This is a genomic window from Pseudomonas sp. TREG-RG-20F-10-E-6-01 (assembly GCF_022662455.1).
Taxonomy (GTDB): Bacteria; Pseudomonadota; Gammaproteobacteria; order Pseudomonadales; family Pseudomonadaceae; genus Aquipseudomonas.
The window spans coordinates 61,437-82,912 of sequence record NZ_JAKNQP010000005.1; the positions used below are offsets into that span (position 1 = coordinate 61,437).

The window sequence follows — 21,476 nt, forward strand, 5'->3', positions numbered from 1 at the left end:
ATCCTCTCGCGGCGGTAATAAAGGAAGGCAATCTAAAAGGGAGTAGCAGTTTAAAGCGAAGTTCCGACCACGTCACCGCTTTACGGGGGTTGGCCCCCCCTGACGGCTGTGTATACTTACCGCCATTTTAACGCCCTGGAACCTCCTTGATGGTTGATCACCTGATTGCATTTGCCACTGCCCACTACCTGCTCGCGGGTGCCTTTGTCATCCTGCTGGCGCTGCTGATCGCTCATGAAATGAGCCGCGGTGGCCGCAGCCTGAGCACGTCGGAGCTGACCGCGCTGGTCAACAAGGATGAGGCCGTTGTCGTGGATATTCGCCCGGCCAAGGATTTTGCCGCCGGCCATATCGTCGGCGCCCTGAACATTCCGCAGGACAAGCTGATCGCACGCTTGCCCGAGCTGGAAAAATACAAAGGCAAGACCATCATTCTGGTCGACGCCCAAGGCCAGCACGCCGGCACCCACGCCCGCGAGATGCTCAAGACCGGTTTCACCGCCGCCAAGCTGTCCGGCGGTATCGGCAGCTGGAAGGCCGATACCCTGCCGCTGGTGAAGTGATATGAGCCAGGTTGTCGTTTATTCCAGCGATTATTGCCCTTACTGCATGCGAGCCAAGGCTTTGCTGGAGAAAAAGGGCGTTGCCTTCGAAGAGATCAAGGTCGATGGCAAGCCCCAGGTGCGCGCCGAGATGACCAAGAAAGCGGGACGCACGTCCGTGCCGCAGATCTGGATCGGCGACAAGCATATCGGTGGTTGCGATGACCTGTTCGCCCTGGAGCGCGCCGGTAAGCTTGATGCGCTGCTGCTCGTCTGACTCCTAACCCCTAAAAGACCCCCAAGATCAAGAAGGATCTGCGATGACTGACCAACAGAACACCGAAGCAGCGCAAGACCAAGGCCCACAATTCTCGCTGCAGCGGATCTACGTGCGTGACCTGTCGTTCGAAGCGCCGAAAAGCCCGGCCATCTTCCGTCAGGAATGGACCCCAAGCGTTGCGCTGGACCTGAACACCCGTCAAAAGGCACTCGAAGGCGACTTCCATGAAGTCGTGTTGACCCTGTCGGTCACCGTCAAGAACGGCGAAGAAGTGGCCTTCATCGCTGAAGTGCAACAGGCCGGTATCTTCCTGATCCAGGGCCTGGACGAGGCTTCGATGAGCCACACCCTGGGCGCGTTCTGCCCGAACATCCTGTTCCCGTATGCCCGTGAGACCCTGGACAGCCTGGTCACCCGTGGCTCGTTCCCGGCGCTGATGCTGGCTCCGGTGAACTTCGATGCCCTGTACGCGCAAGAGCTGCAGCGCATGCAAACAGAAGGTTCGTCGACCGTTCAGTAATGGGCCCGACGCGGTAACCAATGTGGGAGGGGGCTTGTGTGGGAGCTGGCTTGCCTGCGATAGCGTCACCTGGGTATCACTGATACACCGAGGTGCCTGCATCGCGGGCAAGCCCAGCTCCCACACAAGCTCCCTCCCACATTTGCTATGTGTATTACTTGAAACCGAGCTGGCGCCAGCCTTCGTAGACGGCGACGGCCACGGTGTTGGACAGGTTCAAGCTGCGGCAGCCCTCACGCATCGGCAAGCGCAGGCGATGACCGTCGGGCAGGGCGTCGAGCACCTCGGCCGGCAGGCCACGGCTTTCCGGGCCGAACAGGAAGGCGTCGCCTTCGGCAAAGCTAGCGTCATGAAATGGCCGCGAACCCTTGGTGGTGAACGCGAACAGCCGCGGGTGGCCCAGGCTTTCCAGGCAGCTGGCCAGGTCCGCATGGCGCTTGAGCGTGGCGTACTCGTGGTAGTCCAGCCCTGCGCGGCGCAGGCGCTTGTCGTCCATGTCGAAGCCCAGAGGCTCGATCAAATGCAGGTGGCAGCCACTGTTGGCGCACAGCCTGATAACGTTGCCGGTATTCGGCGGAATTTCTGGTTGAAAAAGGATGACGTGAAACATGCACGGCTCCGAAGGCAAAGATGCGCTGCATTCTACCCCCGAAGACGACCCAAGACCGAAGCTATTGCCCAGGGTTTTGGGCTCATTGGCGATTGTCGGTTTGATGATCGGCCTGATGATCGGCCGCCTCACAACGCCGGACCCGGTCGAACTGCAACAGGTCGAGACCGCGGCGGACGGCCTGGTGGTGTGGTTCAACGGCGAACCCAAGCTGCATGGCGAGCATATCGACGGCACCGTGGCGCTGTTATTCGACGCACAGGGCATGGCCGCCAGTGGGCAACTCAAGGTCAACGACAAGGATGTAAACTGGCGCATCCGCAAGACCGATGGCGGCTTGCTGCTGAACCTGGTGGCGGCTCGGCCGTTGCGCGGGGAGTGGAAAGGGGAGAAGGCCGATGGCCGTTGGCGGTTGCAGATCCATCTGCGCGAGGAATAAAAGAGGGAATCCCCGGCCTGCCTGTACCAAGGTTCCCAAAACGGGCTGGGGCTACGGGCGCTGTGCCACATAAGCCCCGGGTGTAAAGAAGGGAGTTCCCGGCCTGCCTGTACCAGGGCTCCCAAAACGGGGTGAAGCCAAAGGCTTCGGTGTTAAAGAGGGAATCCCCGGCCTGCCTGTACCGAGGTTCCCGAAACGGGTGTGGGGCGCGACGCGATCCGCATCAAGCACCCCGGGTGTAAAGAGGGGATTCTCGGCCTGCCTGTACCAAGGTCCCCGAAACTGGGTAGTACAAGGGTTATTGCAGGGCGCGTGCCAGAACTTGCAATGTGTGCCAAAAAAAATTGCCAGAAAGCGCAAAGCCCCGAAATACGGGGCTTTGGCGTTTTCGATGTTCAAGATTTTTTCAGCGACGCTGAGGTTTCAGGCGTTGAATCCGTGCCCGATGCCGGTTCATGGTGCATTGAAGCGGTGCACGGTCACGCAACCTTGTGGCGATCCAAACCAGCAGGCGATCAAAATGTAGGAGGGGGCTTGCCCCCGATAGCAGTGTGTCAGCCAGCGAGTATGTGGCTGATACACCGCAATCGGGGGCAAGCCCCCTCCCACATTTGATATTCAGTGGATGAGAAGGCTGTGATCAGCCTTCATCACCCTCATCATCATCGCCGCCATCGACCTTCATCCCCAGCTCCTTGATCTTGCGCGTCAAGGTATTGCGGCCCCAGCCCAGCAGCACGGCGGCGTCGCGGCGGCGGCCGGCGGTGTGCTTCAAGGCGGTTTCGATCATGATCCGTTCGAACGCCGGTACGGCGCTGTCGAGCAGGTTCGACTGGCCGCGTGCCAAGGCCTGATCGGCCCACTGGCGCAGCGCCTGTTCCCAGTTGGTCACCGGTGCCGAGTCCTGCGGCAGGCTGAGCAGCTCCGGCGGCAGGTCGCTGATATGCACTTCACGGCCGGAGGCCATGACGGTGATCCAGCGGCAGGTGTTCTCCAACTGCCGCACGTTGCCCGGCCACGGCAGATTCTTGAGGTACTCCTCGGTCTCGCTTTTGAGCAACTTCGGCTCGACGGCCAGCTCTTGAGCGGCGCGGCTGAGGAAGTGACGAGCCAGGGTCGGAATGTCTTCGCGGCGATCCGACATGCGTGGGATGTGGATACGGATCACGTTCAGACGGTGGAACAAGTCCTCACGGAATTTGCCCGCGTGCACCAGGGTTTCGAGGTTCTGGTGGGTCGCTGCAATGATGCGCACATCGACCTTGACCGGCGTGTGCCCGCCCACGCGATAGAACTCACCGTCAGCCAATACGCGCAGCAAGCGGGTTTGGGTGTCGGCCGGCATGTCGCCGATTTCATCCAGAAACAACGTGCCGCCGTCCGCCTGTTCAAAGCGCCCGCGACGCAGGTTGGCCGCGCCGGTAAACGCGCCTTTTTCATGGCCGAACAGCTCGGATTCCATCAAGTCCTTGGGAATCGCCGCCATGTTCAGCGCGATGAACGGCGAAGCCGCCCGCGGGCTGTGGCGGTGCAAGGCATGAGCCACAAGCTCTTTGCCGGTGCCCGATTCGCCGTTGATCAGCACGGTGATGTTGGAGTGGCTCAAGCGCCCGATGGCGCGAAACACTTCCTGCATCGCCGGCGCTTCGCCGATGATCTCCGGGGTACGGGTCAGGGCCGGTGGGGCTTCCTGGTTCTGTTGTTCCTGGGCGTGTTGGTTGGCGCGCTTGACCAGCGCCACGGCCTCGTCCACGTCGAACGGCTTGGGCAGGTATTCAAAGGCACCGCCCTGATAGGACGCGACAGCGCTGTCCAGGTCCGAGTGCGCGGTCATGATGATCACCGGCAGGCGCGGGTGCTGCTCGCGAATGCGCGCGAGCAAATCCAGGCCACTGGCACCGGGCATGCGGATGTCGGAGATGATCACGTCCGGCTGCTGGCGCGCCAGGCGGCTCATCACCCCGTCGGCGCTGTCGAAGCTCTGGGTGGTCATGCCTTCCTGTTGCAAGGCTTTCTCGAGGACCCAGCGGATAGAACGGTCGTCATCGACGATCCAGACAGTTTCACTACGGCTCATGTCGATGGGGCTCCTTGTTCCAGAGGCAGAAAGATCGAGAAGGTGGTGTGACCGGGATGGCTCTCACACTCGATCAAACCCTGGTGCTGGCTGATGATGTTCTGGGTAATGGCCAGGCCCAGCCCGGTACCGTCCGGGCGGCCGCTGACCATGGGAAAGAAGATGGTTTCCTGCAGTTCTGCAGGAATGCCCGGGCCGTTGTCGATGATCTCGACCTTGGTTACCAGGCGGTGGCGCACATGGCCGATGGTGAATTGGCGCAGGGCACGGGTGCGCAGGCTGATGCGGCCCAGGCGCAGCTCGTTCTGGCTGCTGATGGCCTGCATGGCGTTGCGCACGATATTGAGCACCGCCTGGATCATCTGTTCGCGATCGATCAACACGTCCGGAATGCTTGGGTCGTAGTCGCGTACCAGGGTGATGCAGCCTTGGCTTTCGGCCTCGACCAACTGGCAAACGCGTTCCAGCACTTCGTGCACGTTGGTCATCGCCAGCGACGGCAATTTGTTGGAGCCGAGCATGCGGTCCACCAGGTTACGAAGGCGGTCGGCTTCTTCGATGATGACGTTGGTGTAGTCCTTGAGGTTCTCGTCCGGCAGCTCGCGGGCGAGCAATTGCGCGGCGCCGCGAATGCCGCCCAGCGGGTTCTTGATCTCATGGGCCAGGCCGCGCACCAGCATCTTGCTGGTTTCCTGCTTGGACAGCTGCGCTTCTTCTTTAGTAATACGCAGCAAGCGGTCGCGCGGGTGCACTTCGAGCAGCAGCAAGGTGGCGCCGTTGCTCAGGATCGGGGTTACTGCGTAGTCGACGGTCAGGGTCTGGCCGGTGAGGGCGGTGAGCATCGCTTCGCGCTTGGTGAACGGGTGTGCCTGCTCCACCGCCTGGCGCAACGAGCTCAAGGCTTCGGCCGACTCGGTGAACAATTCGCTGATGAACTGCCCATGGCTGCGCTGGCCGCTGATGGCCAGGAGCATCTCCGCCGCCGGGTTCATGTACTCAAGACGCAAGTCGTCATTGAGCAGAATGGTCGCGGTGGTCAGGTTGTCGAGTAATAAACGGTGCAGTGCATCGCTGATGGTCATCAGGACCTCTTTTGGAGCAAGGCGCGGGCTTGAGGCACACGCTGATACAAGGAAAATGCAAAAACCAAACCAAGGCTCCGAAAAGAAGCGTTAAAGCCCTGAAATAGGGGTTTAAGGCGCGAAACTGTGGCGTTCTGCCAGCTCACTCGGGAAGATTCGAACCAAAATGGGCTGCCGGGGTGGGAAGGGTGCGGCGCTACGCACCAATATAGTGCAGTTTTGCGGGGTTTGTTCAGGAAGGTTTTTTAGGCGTGCTTTTTCGATTGTTCAGGCAAGGCTTGATGACCTCGCGCAAGCCTGTGCTGTCTTTGGGCAGGATGAACTCGGCGCTCAGTGGCGAATCACCGGGAATGGCGGAGGGAATGGTCATCCTGATGCGCTGGCCACCCATGTCGTCGGTGATCCACTCGCGCAGCTCTTGGCGGTTGGCGGGCATGGTGAGTTTGAACAGCACGCCGTGCTGCTGCGTGGGCTCGGCGCTGTAATAGCCGTTTACGCGGTAAGTGCGGGCTGGAAGCACGCCGGTGGTGAGGCTGAGCGGACCGGTGGAGCGAGCATCCGGGCCTTCATAAATACCGGGTTTGAAATGCAACTGGTCGGTGTGGGTGAGCAGCGAGATCATTGGGCGCAAGGGCGCGCTGTAGCACGCCACATGCAGGATCGCCATGCTGGAATTGCCGTCGTGGGCAGCGGTGCCATTGATGCGGGCATTGATAATCGTGCTTTGCGGGTAAGGCGCTTCTACCGTCCAGGCCGTGGGCTCAAGGTCGAGGGGCGTTGACGGTGTGGGTTTTTGCGCTGCGGCGATCGGGCTGAGCACGAGCGTCAGTGAACACAGGGTCTTACAGATAAGGTTCATCGCAAAGACATCGGCGAGTGGCGGCAGGACGCTGCATCGTAGAGGCGCGATGGCCTGGGATGTATCAGATATTTCCGCGATTTAACCAAGGTGCGGGAAAGGGCCTTCAATGAAGCAGGCCCTTATCCTTCAAGGCGTGTAGACGCACAACTCGGCCGTGGCGCGGGTCATTGCGATCTGCACCAAGGGATCGTTAAGCGGTTCGTGCACGGCCAGGGCTACCCAGTGCGGGCACTGCGGGTTGCTGCGCTCGGGGCCGAAGTCGGCTAATTGTTGCAGCATGCGCTTTTGCAGTTGGTCCAGTTGAGGGCGAATCTTGCCGGTCAGGTCCGGGCGCGGCGTATCGGGCGCCTTGCCTTTAAACTGCCAGTCGGACAGTCGGGTGTATTGCACCAGTTTATTCGCCTCTATCTGCGCGGAGAAAAACTGCTCCGCCGCCTCGGGCGAGACTTTGTAGTCGGGGGCCTGGGCTCTCGCGCTGGCGATCACAGCCTGTTCGCGAGGGCGATCTTCCACGGCTTTGTGGCTGTCCCATTTGCTCAGTGCGACCTGGTCGGCGATGGTCAGGCGCTCGGCGATGCTGTTGAGCAGCGGTTCGAGTGTCGGCGGCGCGGCAGTGGCGGTGGCGGTGGCGCTGGCGAACAGCAAGGCAAGTACGAGTCGATGTTTCAAAGGCGGTCCCCTGTAGGCACGAGCGTGTTCGAAGGTCGCCAACGATAACGCGTAATTATTGAAGGCGCGCGGCACGCATGAGATTTTTTGCGCGCCGTTGCTTTGCAGTTATTGGCGCCGGGCAGCATCAATCGGTGTGGGAGAGCGGCATGCCGAGGCTGCCGGCATAAAACACCAGTAACTCCACCGGTGTATCCCCTGTGACGCCTCGATGGACGATGTTGACCATCTCGGCGAGTGTTTGCCCTTGTCTGAAAACCCGGGCGTGCCCGCTGTCGCGGCTTTGCACCGTGAGTTCGCCGCTGAGTATGTAAGCCGCATTGGGCATCGGGTGTGTGTGCCAGGCGAGGGTGGTGTGTGGCGCAATCTTGAGCTTCAACAGCGTCAGCTCCGGGGCGCTTTGGGGGTAGCCGGTATAAGGCGTACCGTCCCAGGATGCGCTGCTTTGCAGCAGGATTTGCCTTTCGATCGGCGCAGGGGCTTTGGGTGGGGTGCCACAGCCGTGCAGGAACAGGCAGGCGATGAGCGCGAGCGAGCGGTTGTACATGATTTGATCCATTGAGCAGAGTAGTGCCTCAGGCTACGGGCGTTAGATCGGGATGGATGTCGGGCGAGGCGGTGAGTCTGCGCAGTTATCTGCCGGTGTGGTGTAAGAGGTGGGCGTGGCAGGTGTCGCAACGCCGCCAGAAACACGATGGCTTTGACGGGTACCCACGGCGGCCGTCTTCCACGCCGCGCGGGTAGCTTCGATATTTTCAGGCATAAAAAAAGGCCTCCCGAAGGAGGCCTTTTTTGTCACGCCGCTTTAAGCGGCGCTACCGGATCAGCAGCTGTAGTACAGCTCGTATTCCAGTGGGTGTACGAAGGTGCGTACTTTGATTTCTTCTTCGCTTTTCAGCTCGATGTAGGCATCGATGAAGTCGTCGCTGAATACGCCGCCTTTGGTCAGGAACGCACGGCCCTTGTCCAGCTCTTCCAGGGCTTCTTTCAGGCTGCCGCACACTTGTGGGATCTCTTTGGCCTCTTCAGGCGGCAGGTCGTACAAGTTTTTGTCGGCGGCGTCGCCTGGGTGGATCTTGTTCTGGATACCGTCCAGGCCGGCCATGACCAGGGCAGCGAAGGCCAGGTACGGGTTGGCTGCTGGGTCCGGGAAGCGTGCTTCGATACGGCGAGCGCGAGGGCTGGACACGTAAGGAATACGGATCGAGGCGGAACGGTTACGCGCCGAGTAAGCCAGCATTACAGGTGCTTCGAAACCTGGGACCAGACGCTTGTAGGAGTTGGTCGACGGGTTGGTGAAGCCGTTCAGGGCCTTACCGTGCTTGATGATACCGCCGATGAAGTACAGGGCAGTGTCGGACAGGCCGGCATAACCTTCGCCAGCGAAGGTGTTTTTGCCTTCTTTAGCGATGGACAGGTGAACGTGCATACCCGAGCCGTTATCGCCGTACAGCGGCTTAGGCATGAAAGTAGCGGTACGGCCGTAGGCATCAGCCACGTTGTGTACGCAGTACTTGAGGGTCTGAACTTCGTCAGCCTTGGCAACCAGGGTGTTGAACTTCACGCCGATTTCGTTCTGGCCGGCAGTCGCCACTTCGTGGTGGTGAACTTCGATGACCAGGCCCATTTCTTCCATGGCGTTGCACATGGAGGTACGGATTTCGTGGTCGTGGTCGAATGGCGGAACCGGGAAGTAGCCACCTTTGATGCCTGGACGGTGGCCTTTGTTGCCGCCTTCGATGTCCTGGTCGGACATCCACGAACCTTGTTCAGAGAAGATTTTGAACATGGAGCCGGAGATGTCGGACTTGAACTTGACCGAATCAAAGATGAAGAATTCTGGCTCTGGGCCTACGAATACGGTGTCGCCGATACCGGTCGACTTCAGGTATTCCTCGGCACGCTTGGCGATCGCACGTGGGTCGCGGTCGTAGCCTTGCATGGTCGAAGGCTCGATCACGTCGCAGACGATGATCAGGGTTGGGTCTTCGGTGAACGGGTCGAGAACGGCAGTGCTGTCGTCCGGCATCAGGATCATGTCGGAGGCTTCGATGCCTTTCCAGCCAGCAATGGAGGAACCGTCGAACATTTTGCCTTCTTCGAAGAAAGCATCATCCAGCGCGTCGCGAGCCGGCATGGTCACGTGGTGCTGAGTACCTTTAGTGTCCGTGAAGCGCAGATCAATCCATTTAACGTCATGATCTTTGATGAGTTGAACCGACTTCGACATGGTGTCCTCCGGGTGGCTTCGGGCTGGGGTAGTGGAGTTAGCCCTTAGAATGTGGGTGATGCCGGCGCGAATACTCGACCAAGGCAACCTGCCTCACAAGAGAGCAAATTGCATGCCAGTGCGCCAACATGGCCTTTTTGCCTCAAAATGGCCCCTATAAAGGTGCAATCCGCTGAAGCGCAATAAATAACGCACTGCAATGTAGCGCTAATTTGCGCAAATGACCCGTTTTGGTGCGCGTTGTGTCTGATGCATATTAACTGGTTAAACCTTGAGCGATTTCCGCTATAATCCGCGCCCCCCTTTTTCAGCAGGCCCGGCGCGCGCTGTTTCCATGAAATTAATCGTTAAAGTGTTCCCCGAGATCACCATCAAAAGCCGACCGGTACGGACGCGTTTCATCCGTCAGTTGGCCAAGAACATCCGTGCCGTGCTCCGTGACCTGGACCCGGCTGTGGTGGTGAACGGCGTGTGGGACAACCTCGAGCTGGAAACCCGTGTCACCGACGCCAAAGCCTTGAAGGACATGACTGAGCGCCTGAGCTGCATGCCGGGCATCGCGCATTTCCTGCAGGTGGATGAGTACCCGCTGGGCGACTTCGACGACATCACCGAAAAGTGCAAGCAGCACTACGGTAGCGAGCTTGAAGGCAAGATTTTTTCGGTGCGCTGCAAGCGCGCCGGCAAGCACACCTTCAGCTCCATGGACGTCGAGAAATTCGTCGGCAGCAAGCTGCGTCGCGAGTGCGGCGCTGCCGGAATTTCCCTGAAAGCGCCGCAAATTGAAGTGCGCATGGAAATTCGCGACCAACGGTTGTTTGTGATCCACAGCCAGCACAACAGCATCGGCGGCTACCCGCTGGGTGCCCTGGAACAGACCCTGGTACTGATGTCCGGCGGTTTCGATTCCACGGTGGCGGCCTACCAGATCATGCGCCGCGGCCTGATGAGCCACTTCTGCTTCTTTAACCTGGGCGGGCGTGCACACGAATTGGGCGTGATGGAAGTCGCGCACTTTATCTGGAAGAAGTACGGCAGCTCCCAGCGCGTGCTATTCGTAAGCGTGCCGTTTGAGGAAGTGCTGGGCGAAATTCTCGGCAAAGTCGATAACAGTCATATGGGCGTAGTATTGAAGCGTATGATGTTGCGCGCTGCGTCGCGGATTGCCGATCAGCTGCAGATCGACGCGCTGGTGACCGGTGAAGCGATTTCCCAGGTCTCCAGCCAGACGCTGCCGAACCTGTCGCTGATCGACTGCGTGACCGAGAAGCTGGTGCTGCGCCCGCTCATCGCCAGTCACAAGCAGGACATCATCGACCAGGCCGAAGAAATCGGCACGGCGGCGTTTGCCAAACACATGCCTGAATATTGCGGGGTCATCTCGGTGAACCCCAAGACCCACGCCAAGCGCAACCGCGTGGAGTACGAAGAACAACAGTTCGACATGGCGATTCTGGAGCGTGCGCTCGAGAACGCTAAAATGGTCCCGATCGATCGCGTCATCGACGAACTGGGCCAGGATGTGCAAATCGAAGAAGTCAGCGAAGTCCTGGCCGGCCAGATTGTCGTCGACATCCGTCATCCGGATGCCGCCGAAGATGAGCCGCTGGAAATCGCTGGCATCGACGTGCAAACGCTGCCGTTCTACGCATTGAACGCGCGTTTCAAGGAACTGGATAACAGCCGTCAGTACCTGCTGTATTGCGACAAAGGCGTGATGAGTCGCCTGCATGCCCACCATTTGCTCAGTGAGGGGCATGCCAATGTGCGCGTTTATCGACCGAGCTAAGAGCCCGGGGCTGTTTGCCTGTGGCCTGCGTCACCGGCCCCCCGACTCTGCCGTCAAGCTGTAACGGCAAGGCCTGACTCTACTGTTAATCGCTGCCACGACCTGTCAGCACACCGAATCCTCTGATCGAGATACACAAGTGATCGAAAATCTACGTAACATCGCCATCATTGCTCACGTTGACCATGGTAAAACCACCCTGGTAGACAAACTCCTGCGTCAATCCGGCACCCTGGAGCGCAACGAGCTCAACGACGAGCGCGTGATGGACTCCAACGACCAGGAAAAAGAGCGCGGTATTACCATCCTGGCTAAAAACACCGCTATCAACTGGAACGGCTACCACATCAACATCGTGGACACCCCGGGCCACGCCGACTTCGGCGGCGAAGTTGAACGTGTAATGTCGATGGTTGACTCCGTTCTGCTGCTGGTTGACGCTCAAGACGGCCCTATGCCGCAAACCCGTTTCGTGACCAAGAAGGCGTTTGAAGCCGGCCTGCGTCCGATCGTGTGCATCAACAAGGTTGACCGTCCAGGCGCGCGTCCGGACTGGGTTCTGGACCAGATCTTCGACCTGTTCGACAACCTGGGTGCTACCGAAGAACAGCTGGACTTCAAAGTCGTCTACGCCTCGGCCCTGAACGGCATTGCCGGTCTGGAACACACCGACATGGCTGAAGACATGACCCCGCTGTACCAGTCGATCGTCGACAACGTACCGGCGCCAAAAGTTGACCGTGACGGTCCGTTCCAGATGCAAATCTCGGCACTGGACTACAACAGCTTCCTGGGTGTTATCGGTGTTGGCCGTATCGCTCGTGGCAGCGTCAAGCCGAACACCCCGGTTGTCGCCATCGGCGCCGACGGCAAGAAACGCAACGGCCGTATCCTGAAGCTGATGGGTCACCACGGTCTGCACCGTATCGACGTTGAAGAAGCGTTTGCCGGTGACATCGTGTGCGTGAGCGGTATGGACTCTCTGTTCATCTCCGACACCCTGTGCCAGCCGGACAACGTCGAGGCGATGAAGCCTCTGACCGTTGACGAGCCAACCGTTTCCATGACCTTCCAGGTAAACGACTCGCCTTTCTGCGGTAAAGAAGGCAAGTTCGTGACGTCCCGTAACATCAAGGAACGTCTGGACAAAGAGCTGCTGTACAACGTTGCACTGCGCGTTGAAGAAGGCGACTCGGCTGACAAGTTCAAGGTTTCCGGCCGTGGTGAGCTGCACCTCTCGGTACTGATCGAAACCATGCGTCGCGAAGGCTTCGAAATGGGCGTTGGTCGTCCAGAAGTGATCATCCGTCAAGTTGACGGCGTGAAGCAGGAACCGTTCGAAAACGTCACCATCGACACCCCTGAAGAATCCCAGGGCAAGGTCATGGAAGAGATGGGCCTGCGTAAGGGCGACCTGACCAACATGGTGCCGGATGGCAAAGGCCGTGTACGTCTGGAATACAACATCCCTGCTCGTGGTCTGATCGGTTTCCGTAACCAGTTCCTGACCCTGACCAACGGTGCTGGCATCCTGACCTCGATCTTCGATCGCTACGACACCATGAAGTCCGGCGACATGTCCGGCCGTCAGAACGGTGTTCTGGTATCGGTAGAAACCGGCAAGGCACTGACCTACTCCCTGGAAACTCTGCAGGCGCGTGGCAAGCTGTTCGTTGAACACGGTCAAGAGATCTACAACGGTCAGATCGTTGGTCTGAACAGCCGTGACAACGACATGGGCGTCAACCCAACCAAAGGCAAGAAGCTCGACAACATGCGTGCTTCGGGTAAAGACGAAACCATCGCTCTGGTTCCACCTGTTCGCTTCACCCTGGAACAGGCCCTGGAATTCATCCAGGACGACGAGCTGTGCGAAGTCACGCCTAAGTCGATCCGCCTGCGTAAGAAGATCCTGGACGAAGGCGAGCGTACCCGCGCTGCCAAGAAAGCCAAGAACTGAGTTAACTCAGGCTGAATGAAAAACGCCCCCGGTCGAAAGGCCGGGGGCGTTTTTTTGTGCCTGCAATTTTTGTGGTGGCTGTACCGGCCCTATCGGGGGCAAGCCCCCTCCCACCTTTGAAATGCGTTCCAATGTGGGAGGGGGCTGGCCCCCGATGGGGCCTTAGAAACCCCACAAAAACCCGGATCAGAACTTATCGAGCGTCTTGAACTTGGTCTCGCGCACCACTTCCTTGGGCTTATACGCGCAGTACCCCGGCCGCGCCCCGATTTTGGGGTGGTTGCGGCACGTATCCGGACGCTTGTCATAAATAGTGCAGAAGCGCGTTTTACGATCCAGGTACAGGCAATCGTTGTTGCTCATGCGCTGCAAGGTAAAAATCTCGGATTTGGAATTGAAACGCTCGACGATGCCTTCTTTCTGCAAGCGCTTGGCGATGTTCTTGGGCGGGTCGCCGCGCTCGAATTCATCGACGATGCCAATGCGGATCAGGTCCTTGATCTTCACCTCAACCGGCAGCGTGCAGCAGCTGGACACGCAGCCACCGCACATGTGGGCGGAATATTTCTGCCAGGTCTCGAGACGGTCGAGTTCCGCGGCGGCGATCAGTTGAGGCTTCATCAGGGTTCCAAGGTGGGGCTGTATCCGGGCGCGCGATCATACCGGGATTGATGGTTTTTTGAACAATATTTTGTGGTTTTCAGCCCGAAGGCTGCTCAAGCACCGATTGGGCACGACCCCTGCATCAATTTCCCGCAAAGGTGAATGAGTAAAAATACTGCCGAACCAGAGCGTCTACCGTCTGTCAGACCGACTAGGCTCTAGCAACTCCTTCAATCTCGCCCGAGGTCGCACCGATGTCTCAGGAACCGCTTGCACGAGAAGCAGAGGTAGCCGCATTCCGCGATGCTGTCTTGACCAAACTCACCTACGCGGTGGGCAAGGACCCCGACCACGCCTTCGACCACGACTGGTTCGAAGCCATTGCCCTGGCCGCCCGCGACCAGATGGTCGATCACTGGATGGACCACACGCGGCGCATTTACCGCAAAGGCCAGAAGCGGGTTTATTACCTTTCCCTGGAATTTCTTATTGGCCGTTTGCTCTACGACAGCCTGAGCAACCTCGGCGTGCTGGAGATCGCGCGCGAAGCGCTGTCCGAACTCGGTGTGGACCTGGAGCGCATCCGCCTGCTGGAGCCCGACGCGGCGCTTGGCAACGGTGGCCTGGGCCGCCTGGCCGCCTGCTTTATGGAAAGCATGTCGACCCTGGGCATTGCCGGCCACGGTTATGGCATTCGTTACGAGCACGGTTTGTTTCGCCAGGCGATCGTCGATGGCTGGCAACAGGAGCAGACCGAGCGCTGGCTGGACTTTGGCAACCCGTGGGAATTCGAACGGGCCGAGGTGATTTACCCCATCGGTTTTGGCGGCAGCGTCGAAACCCTGGCGGACGCTTCCGGCAAGATGATCCAAGTGTGGTCGCCGAATGAAACCGTGCGCGCGGTGGCTTATGACACCCCCGTCGTCGGCTGGCGCGGCGCCAGCGTCAACACCCTGCGCCTGTGGCGTGCACGCGCCGTGGAAGACTTGCACCTGGAGCGTTTCAACGCGGGTGACCACTTGGGCGCCGTCGCCGAAGTCGCCCGCGCCGAAAGCATCTCCCGTGTGCTTTACCCGGCCGACAGCACCGAAGCAGGGCAGGAACTGCGTCTGCGCCAGGAATACTTCTTCGTCTCTGCCTCGCTGCAGGATCTGCTGCGCCGCCACAAAAATATGCACGGCTCGGTATTGAGCCTGGGCGAACACGCCGCCATCCAGCTCAACGACACGCACCCCTCGATTGCCGTCGCCGAGCTGATGCGCCAACTGGTCGACCTGCATGACATTCCGTGGGAAGCGGCGTGGGACGTGACGGTTGAAACCCTTTCCTACACCAACCACACCTTGCTGCCCGAAGCGCTGGAAACCTGGCCTGTAGGTTTGATGGAACGCATGCTGCCGCGGCACATGCAGATCATCTACCTGATCAACGCCCAGCACATCGACTCGCTACGGGCCAAAGGCATTCACGACTTCGACGTGCTGCGCGCCGTGTCGCTGATCGAAGAAGACAACGGCCGCCGCGTGCGCATGGGTAACCTGGCGTTCCTCGGCTCCCACAGCGTCAACGGCGTGTCGGGCCTGCACACCCAGCTGATGCGCAGCACGGTGTTCTCCGAGCTGCACAAGCTGTACCCGGAGCGCATCAACAATAAAACCAACGGCATTACCTTCCGCCGCTGGCTGTACCAGGCCAACCCCAAGCTCACCGATATGCTGGTGGACGCGCTGGGCCCGGACATTCTCGACACCATGGAAACGCGCCTGACGGAGCTGGAAACCTTCGCCGAGAAGCAATCCTTCCGCAAAGCCTTTGCCGATCAGCGCCTGCACAGCAAGCGTGCACTGGCCGAGATCATCCATGAGCGCCTGGGTATTTCAGTGAACCCGGCGGCGATGTTCGACGTGCAGGTCAAACGCATCCACGAGTACAAACGCCAGCTGCTCAACCTGCTGCACACCGTGGCGTTGTACCAGGCGATCCGCGCCGAGCCGGGCACCGACTGGGTGCCACGGGTGAAGATCTTCGCCGGCAAGGCAGCGGCGAGTTACCACCAGGCCAAGTTGATCATCAAGTTGACCAACGACATCGCCCGTACCGTGAACAACGACCCGACCGTGCGCGGTTTGCTCAAGGTGGTGTTCCTGCCCAACTACAACGTCAGCCTGGCGGAAAGCATCATTCCGGCGGCGGATTTGTCGGAGCAGATCTCCACGGCCGGCTTTGAAGCCTCGGGCACCAGCAACATGAAGTTCGGCCTCAACGGCGCGCTGACCATCGGCACCATGGACGGCGCCAACGTGGAGATGCACGAGCGCGTAGGCGCCGATCACATGTTCATTTTCGGCCTCAGTGCTCAGCAGGTCGAAGCCCGCAAGCACGCTGGCGAATTCAACGCGGGGCCGGAAATTGCTGTTTCCCATCGTCTCAACGACGTGTTGCAAGCGATTCGGGGCGGGGTGTTCTCGCCGGATGATCCCGGCCGCTATGTGGGCTTGATCGACGGGCTGATCGATTACGACCGCTTCCTGGTATGTGCCGACTTCGATTCCTACTGGGACGCCCAGGCGCGGGTCGAAGCGCATTGGCATGACTCCAAAGCGTGGTGGCGCTCGGCGGTGCTGAATACGGCGCGGATGGGCTGGTTCTCGTCCGACCGCACCATCAGGGAGTACGCGACCGAAATCTGGAAAGCGCTCGACTAATCACCGCAATACAAAAATGTGGGAGGGGGCTTGCCCCCGATAGCGAATTGCCGGTTTGCAGATATGTCGACTGGCACACCGCTATCGGGGGCAAGCCCCCTCCCACATTGGCCCTGCGTCGATATACTAGGCCCCGGTTTGCCCGCCTCGGGCTGCTTAGGGATATCAACCATGCAATGGATTTTCATGCTGATTGGCCTGGTGCTCGGCTGGACACTCGATGAGTCGTTCAGTGATGCGGGTATCGGTGCGCTGCTGGGCTTGGGCATTGGCCAGGCCATCCGCCTGGCGAAGCTGTCGGCGCAAGCGGACCAGCAGGCGCGTCAGTTGGAAACCACGCAAAAGGCGCTGATTGCGCTGGGTGAGCGCCTGCGGCAACTGGAGGTGCCCGCGCCGACGAACAGCGTGATTGTCGAACCCTCCGTGCCTGAACCTCCTCCTGTCGTTGCAAAGCCCGAACTTGTCTGGGAGCTGCCCGCCGAACTGGCGCCTGTCGCCGTGGTTGCCGAGGCGAGCCAGCCGCTGCCGGATGACGTCTGGGCCCCAGCGCCGACGCCAGAACCTAAAGAGCCTGCTATTGCCCGCGGCCCCAACCTGATCGAGCGCGCCATCAGTGGCGCACGCAATTGGCTGTTTGGCGGTAACACCGTGCTGCGCGTTGGCGTGGTGTTGTTGTTCCTGGGCCTGGCCTTTTTGCTGCGCTATGCCACCGAAGGCGTGGTGGTGCCGATCGAGTTGCGTTACGCCGGGGTTGCCGCTGCCGCCATCGGCCTGTTGGGCCTGGGGTGGTGGTTGCGGCTGCGTAACAGCAATTACGGCCTGATGCTGCAAGGCACCGGCATCGCCGTGTTGTACCTGACGGTGTTCGCCGCGATGCGTTTGCACCCGTTGATCGACCCGGGCGCCGCGCTGGGCCTGCTGGTGGCGGTCACGGTGTTCTCGGCGATCCTGGCGATCACCCAGGATGCCCTCGGCCTCGCGTGCGCAGCGGCGTTGGGTGGCTTTGCCGCGCCGATTCTCACGTCAACCGGCGCCGGCAATCACGTGGCGTTGTTCAGCTATTTCGCATTGCTCAACGCCGGCATCCTCGCCATCGCCTGGTTCAAGGCCTGGCGCTTGCTCAACCTGATCGGTTTTGTCGGCACCTTCGGTATTGGTTTCGCTTGGGGCATGCGTTCCTACACACCGGAACTGCTGTGGAGCACCGAGCCGTTCCTGATCGTGTTTTTCCTGATGTACCTGGCCATCGGCCTGTTGTTCGCCCGGCGTAAACTGCTTGAGATGAGCGACGCACCCGAAGACGACAGCCGGGGTGCGCTGCTGCGCTGGTCGGCGGCCAAGGGTGATTACGTCGATGGCAGCATGCTGTTCGGCCCCCCGTTGGTGGGCTTTGGTTTGCAGTTCGCGCTGGTGCAGCACCTGGAATTTGCCGCCGCATTCAGTGCGCTGGGCCTTGGCATCCTCTACATGGGGCTGGCGCAATGGCTGCGTGGCGGGCGGGCGTTGTTGCTGGCGGAAACCTGCCTGGCGTTGGGCGTGATCTTTGCCAGTTTGGCGATTCCACTGGGCCTCGACGCACGCTGGACGGCTGCGGCGTGGGCGGTGGAGGGCGCGGGGATTTTCTGGCTTGGCTTGCGTCAGCAGCGGCCATTGGCGCGCGCGTTCGGCCTGTTGCTGCAATTGGGCTCGGCGCTGGCGTTCCTCAGCGAACTGCGCGTAGGCGAACTGACCTTGCTCGACGGTGCGCCATTGGGCGCGCTGTTGCTGGGTGCGGCGCTGTTGTTCAGCTTTAATCAGTTGCGCAAGGCGTCGACCGAGCAGGCGGCGGATTGGGAGCGCAAAGGCCTGCCCGTGCTGGCGAGCCTGGGCCTGAGCTTTTTGTACCTGCTTGCACCGTTGCTGCTGCTGACCCAAGGCACCGCCATCAGTTGGGCAATCGCGGGTCTTGTGACGTTGTTTGTCGGCCTGCGCATCGGCTCGCGCACCTTCCTGTTCACCGCGTTTGGCGTGCAATTGCTCGGTGGCGCGTTGTTCCTGTTGCGCTTGCAGGGCGGTAACGGGGCGGCGGTATTCAGTGCGGGCTGGAGCGGTTTGTTGACCGCCTCGCTGATCGGCCTGGCGTTGGTCGGCGGCATGCTGATGGCCGTGCGCGACGACAAGGTGCGCAGCGACGTAGGCCTGTTGCGCGGTCTGTCGGTGGTGCTGCTAGCCGGTCTGGTCCTGATCAACCTCGCGGTGCTGTTCGTGCTGCCGTGGGAAAGCGCCAGCGGCGTCTGGGCAGCCAGCGGTTTGCTGATTATCTGGCTGAGCCTTTACCTGCAACAGCGTGTTAGCTTCGTGTTCGGGTTGCTGCTGCAACTGATCGGCGGCGCTTCGTTCCTGTTGGCGGTGCCACAGCTGCTTGGGCCGTTGAGCAGCGAAGGCTTGCACCCCTTGGCGCACAGCGGTTTCTGGACGCCAATGGTGTTGGGCCTGGCTGCCTTGGTCGGCGCCTGGCGCTTGCAGCGTGAGCCGCATGCGCCGGTGTTTGCCGTGTTGAAACTGCAACGCCTGTCTGACCTGCTGCTGGTGTGGGGCGCGGCCTGGTGGACGCTGGCGCTGATCGGTGAAGTGTTGCGATTTATCCTGCAGGCGTTGCAAGGGCCATTTTTGCTCGGCATCGCGGCGGTGAGCGTGGCGATCTGGGCGCTGCTGGCCGAACGTTTGCGCTGGGCGTCGCTGGGCATGTTATGCGCCTTGCTGATGCCGGCGGCGGGCGTGGTGTTGCTGGCCTCAGCCGATGACTACTACCACCCGGCAGCGCAGTACGGCTGGCTGGCCTGGTTGGCAGTGTTTGTGGTGCATTTCATTTCGCTACGGCGTTTGGCGGCGGTGGTGCCGAGCAACGTGCTGAGCATCGCTCACGTACTCGGCTGCTGGATGCTGATCGGCGTGCTGGCGCTGGAGCTGCGTTACGGCCTGTTGCTGCTGTCGAGCGAATACAACGCCTGGCGCTGGCTGGGTTGGGCGATCCTGCCAAGTCTGTACCTCGTGTTGGCGGCTGCGCCGCGCCGCTGGCCATGGCCGGTGTCGGCGTATCCGAGTGAATACCGTGTGCTCGCCGCGTTGCCGCTGGCGGTGTTGATGCTCGGCTGGTTCTGGTTGGCCAATATCTTCAGCGACGGTACGGCCAAACCGCTGCCGTATGTGCCGCTGCTCAGCCCCCTGGACCTGGGCCTGCTGTTCGCGTTGCTGGGTATTTACCTGTGGTCGCGCAGCGTAGCGCCGCAGCGCGGTCCACGTGCCGAGCTGATCGCCCAAGGTGTCGCGGGGGTTTCGCTGTTTGCCTTTTTCACGGCCCTGGTGATGCGCGCTGCCCACCATTGGGCGGGCGTGCCGTTCCATCCGGAGGCGTTGCTGGAGTCGATGCTGGTTCAGGCCGGCCTGTCGATTGTCTGGACCCTGATCGCCCTCGGGCTGATGATCGGCGGCCATCTGCGCCATCGCCGCGAAGTGTGGTTGATCGGTGCGGCGCTGATCGCGGTGGTGGTCGCCAAGCTGTTCTTCGTCGAGCTGAGCAACCGTGGCGGGCTGGCGCGGATCGTGTCGTTTATCGGCGTGGGTGGGTTGCTGCTGGTGGTGGGTTACTTCGCGCCGCTGCCGCCCAAGCGTGCCGAACCTGTGTTGGAAACTGAAGGAGCATCCTCTTGATCGGTAAGTTGAGCGTGATCGCGGTGGGCGTGTGTATGACGTCGTCGGTGTGGGCGCTGGAAACGCCTGCCGACTTCACCACGCAAGTGCCGCTGGCGGTGAGTGGCAGCGGCCCTTGGTATCGCCTGGAGTTGCCGCTGTCTGTGCAACTGAGCGCGCGTCAGGCGGATCTCGGCGATGTGCGCGTGTTCAATGCCGCCGGTGAGCCGCAGGCCTACGCGCTGTCACGCCAATCTGCGCAACGCACTGAAAGCCGCACTGTGACCGACGTGAAGTGGTTTCCGCTGTACGCCGCCGACACGCGCGAAAGCGTGCCGGATGTGGTGATGAAATCCACGGCCGAAGGCACGCTGCTCGAAGTGCGCCCGTCCAAGTCGGGCAAGCAAGTGCTGCGCGGCTGGGTGCTGGACGCCAGTGCGATCAAGGCGCCGTTGCAGCAACTGAGCCTGGACTGGAGCCGCGAACAGGACGGCTTCCAGCGTTTCAGCATTGAGGTCAGCGACGACTTGCAGCACTGGGAGTCGTGGGGCGATGGCCAGGTGGCACGTCTGTCGTTTGCCGACGAGCGTGTCGAGCAACACGAGGTAAGTTTGCCGGGGCAACCGGCGCGTTACCTGCGCCTGGTGTGGCAGGGCCAGGTCGCGCCGACGCTGACCTCGGCCAAGCTGGTGAGCGCCACCAGCAGCAGCCTGCCGATGCCATTGGTGTGGTCGCAGCCATTGTCGGGCGCGCGGCTCAAGGCGGGGGAGTACAGCTGGCAGTTGCCGACGGGGCTGCATGTCGAGCGTCTGCGCATCGAGCTCAAGCAGCCGAACACGCTGGCGCCCGTCACCTTGGCGGGGCGCCGTGACGCCAATCAAGCTTGGCAGCCGCTGAGCAATGGCGTGTTGTACCGCCTGACTCAGAATGGCCAGGACGTGGTGCAGGATGAGTTGCAACTGCCGGGAGTGGCCGTCGGCGAGCTTAAATTGCAGGTGGATGAGCGCGGCGGCGGCCTGGGCGTTGAGGCGCCAGCCCTGCGTTTTGCCGTGCGCGCCACGCAGTTGGTATTTCTGGCGCGGGGTGAGCCGCCATTTACCTTGGCGTTGGGCAATGGCGCGGTCAAGGCGGCAAACCTGCCCTTGTCGACCTTGATTCCCGACTACAGCGCCGAGCGCCTCAAGACGCTGGGCCAGGCCAGGGTCAGCGGTGACGCAGTGGTTAAAAGCGCCAGCGTTGCCGCATCGCCCGAAGTGGGCACCGACTGGAAGAAACTCGGCCTGTGGGCCGTGCTCCTGTTGGGTGTGGCGGCGCTGGGGGCGATGGCCTACAGTTTGTTGCGTGCGCCTGCGGCCAAACCGTGAACTCTATTGGCGTTAAATCCTCTGATTAGAGGAAATAACCCTCGACTCGCGTTAAACTGCGCGGGTTTTTAAGCC

General features: G+C 60.7%; 17 protein-coding genes. 9 read left to right on the forward strand and 8 right to left on the reverse strand.

Going from position 1 to position 21,476, the window contains the following annotated elements:
- Positions 1 to 149: 149 nt before the first annotated feature.
- Genes L8K08_RS16505 through secB form a run of 3 tightly spaced genes read left to right on the forward strand, consistent with a single transcriptional unit; the run spans position 150 to position 1,342 of the window.
- Positions 150 to 563 carry a rhodanese-like domain-containing protein gene (locus L8K08_RS16505; RefSeq protein ID WP_242198737.1) on the forward strand — a complete coding sequence of 138 codons (414 nt, stop codon included), beginning with the start codon at positions 150 to 152 and terminating at the stop codon, positions 561 to 563.
- 1 nt (position 564) lies between these two features.
- Positions 565 to 819 (forward strand): glutaredoxin 3, encoded by a 255-nt coding sequence (grxC, locus tag L8K08_RS16510; protein WP_106577477.1) that lies wholly within the window; start codon positions 565 to 567, stop codon positions 817 to 819.
- Positions 820 to 862: 43 nt separating this feature from the next.
- The gene (gene secB / locus L8K08_RS16515) at positions 863 to 1,342 is read left to right on the forward strand and encodes a protein-export chaperone SecB (protein WP_106577478.1); all 480 of its coding nucleotides are present in this window, start codon (positions 863 to 865) and stop codon (positions 1,340 to 1,342) included.
- Positions 1,343 to 1,496: 154 nt separating this feature from the next.
- Here secB and L8K08_RS16520 read toward each other — a convergent pair whose 3' ends face one another.
- A complete protein-coding gene (locus tag L8K08_RS16520; RefSeq protein ID WP_003171120.1) occupies positions 1,497 to 1,952 on the reverse strand; it encodes a tRNA (cytidine(34)-2'-O)-methyltransferase in 456 nt (151 codons plus the stop codon).
- Here L8K08_RS16520 and L8K08_RS16525 point away from each other — a divergent pair.
- Positions 1,951 to 2,391, forward strand: coding sequence for a hypothetical protein (locus L8K08_RS16525; RefSeq protein WP_242198739.1), 441 nt, complete (start codon positions 1,951 to 1,953; stop codon positions 2,389 to 2,391). The genes L8K08_RS16520 and L8K08_RS16525 overlap by 2 nt on opposite strands.
- Positions 2,392 to 3,031: 640 nt before the next feature.
- On the opposite strand, the gene ntrC is transcribed toward L8K08_RS16525, so the two are convergent.
- The 6 genes from ntrC to glnA all read right to left on the reverse strand — a co-directional run bounded on the left by ntrC (position 3,032) and on the right by glnA (position 9,311).
- Positions 3,032 to 4,468 (reverse strand): nitrogen regulation protein NR(I), encoded by a 1,437-nt coding sequence (ntrC, locus tag L8K08_RS16530; protein ID WP_003218003.1) that lies wholly within the window; start codon positions 4,466 to 4,468, stop codon positions 3,032 to 3,034.
- On the reverse strand, positions 4,465 to 5,550 hold the full coding sequence (gene glnL / locus L8K08_RS16535; RefSeq protein ID WP_016979130.1) for a nitrogen regulation protein NR(II): 1,086 nt from the start codon (positions 5,548 to 5,550) through the stop codon (positions 4,465 to 4,467). Before glnL ends, ntrC begins: the two co-directional genes overlap by 4 nt.
- A gap of 232 nt (positions 5,551 to 5,782) precedes the next feature.
- Positions 5,783 to 6,409 carry a hypothetical protein gene (locus L8K08_RS16540; RefSeq protein WP_242198741.1) on the reverse strand — a complete coding sequence of 209 codons (627 nt, stop codon included), beginning with the start codon at positions 6,407 to 6,409 and terminating at the stop codon, positions 5,783 to 5,785.
- 129 nt (positions 6,410 to 6,538) lie between these two features.
- The gene (locus L8K08_RS16545; protein ID WP_242198743.1) at positions 6,539 to 7,081 is read right to left on the reverse strand and encodes a chorismate mutase; all 543 of its coding nucleotides are present in this window, start codon (positions 7,079 to 7,081) and stop codon (positions 6,539 to 6,541) included.
- Between the two features lie 127 nt (positions 7,082 to 7,208).
- A complete protein-coding gene (locus tag L8K08_RS16550; protein ID WP_242198745.1) occupies positions 7,209 to 7,628 on the reverse strand; it encodes a cupin domain-containing protein in 420 nt (139 codons plus the stop codon).
- 276 nt (positions 7,629 to 7,904) lie between these two features.
- Positions 7,905 to 9,311, reverse strand: a complete 1,407-nt coding sequence (gene glnA, locus L8K08_RS16555; RefSeq protein WP_034117297.1) for a glutamate--ammonia ligase — start codon at positions 9,309 to 9,311, stop codon at positions 7,905 to 7,907.
- Positions 9,312 to 9,645: 334 nt separating this feature from the next.
- Between glnA and thiI the strand changes: the two genes are divergently transcribed.
- Together thiI and typA are read left to right on the forward strand one after the other, a co-directional pair.
- Entirely contained in the window at positions 9,646 to 11,100 is a 1,455-nt protein-coding gene (gene thiI, locus L8K08_RS16560; RefSeq protein WP_242198747.1) for a tRNA uracil 4-sulfurtransferase ThiI, read from the forward strand.
- Positions 11,101 to 11,239: 139 nt separating this feature from the next.
- On the forward strand, positions 11,240 to 13,060 hold the full coding sequence (gene typA, locus L8K08_RS16565; RefSeq protein WP_032890153.1) for a translational GTPase TypA: 1,821 nt from the start codon (positions 11,240 to 11,242) through the stop codon (positions 13,058 to 13,060).
- A 186-nt stretch (positions 13,061 to 13,246) separates the two neighbouring features.
- On the opposite strand, the gene L8K08_RS16570 is transcribed toward typA, so the two are convergent.
- On the reverse strand, positions 13,247 to 13,681 hold the full coding sequence (locus tag L8K08_RS16570) for a YkgJ family cysteine cluster protein (protein WP_242198749.1): 435 nt from the start codon (positions 13,679 to 13,681) through the stop codon (positions 13,247 to 13,249).
- Between the two features lie 236 nt (positions 13,682 to 13,917).
- Here L8K08_RS16570 and L8K08_RS16575 point away from each other — a divergent pair, with 236 nt between their 5' ends.
- The 3 genes from L8K08_RS16575 to L8K08_RS16585 all read left to right on the forward strand — a co-directional run bounded on the left by L8K08_RS16575 (position 13,918) and on the right by L8K08_RS16585 (position 21,401).
- Positions 13,918 to 16,368 carry a glycogen/starch/alpha-glucan phosphorylase gene (locus L8K08_RS16575; protein WP_145159908.1) on the forward strand — a complete coding sequence of 817 codons (2,451 nt, stop codon included), beginning with the start codon at positions 13,918 to 13,920 and terminating at the stop codon, positions 16,366 to 16,368.
- Positions 16,369 to 16,539: 171 nt separating this feature from the next.
- On the forward strand, positions 16,540 to 20,058 hold the full coding sequence (locus L8K08_RS16580; protein WP_242198751.1) for a DUF2339 domain-containing protein: 3,519 nt from the start codon (positions 16,540 to 16,542) through the stop codon (positions 20,056 to 20,058).
- Positions 20,058 to 21,401, forward strand: coding sequence for a DUF3999 domain-containing protein (locus L8K08_RS16585; protein ID WP_242199122.1), 1,344 nt, complete (start codon positions 20,058 to 20,060; stop codon positions 21,399 to 21,401). Before L8K08_RS16580 ends, L8K08_RS16585 begins: the two co-directional genes overlap by 1 nt.
- Positions 21,402 to 21,476 lie beyond the last annotated feature (75 nt).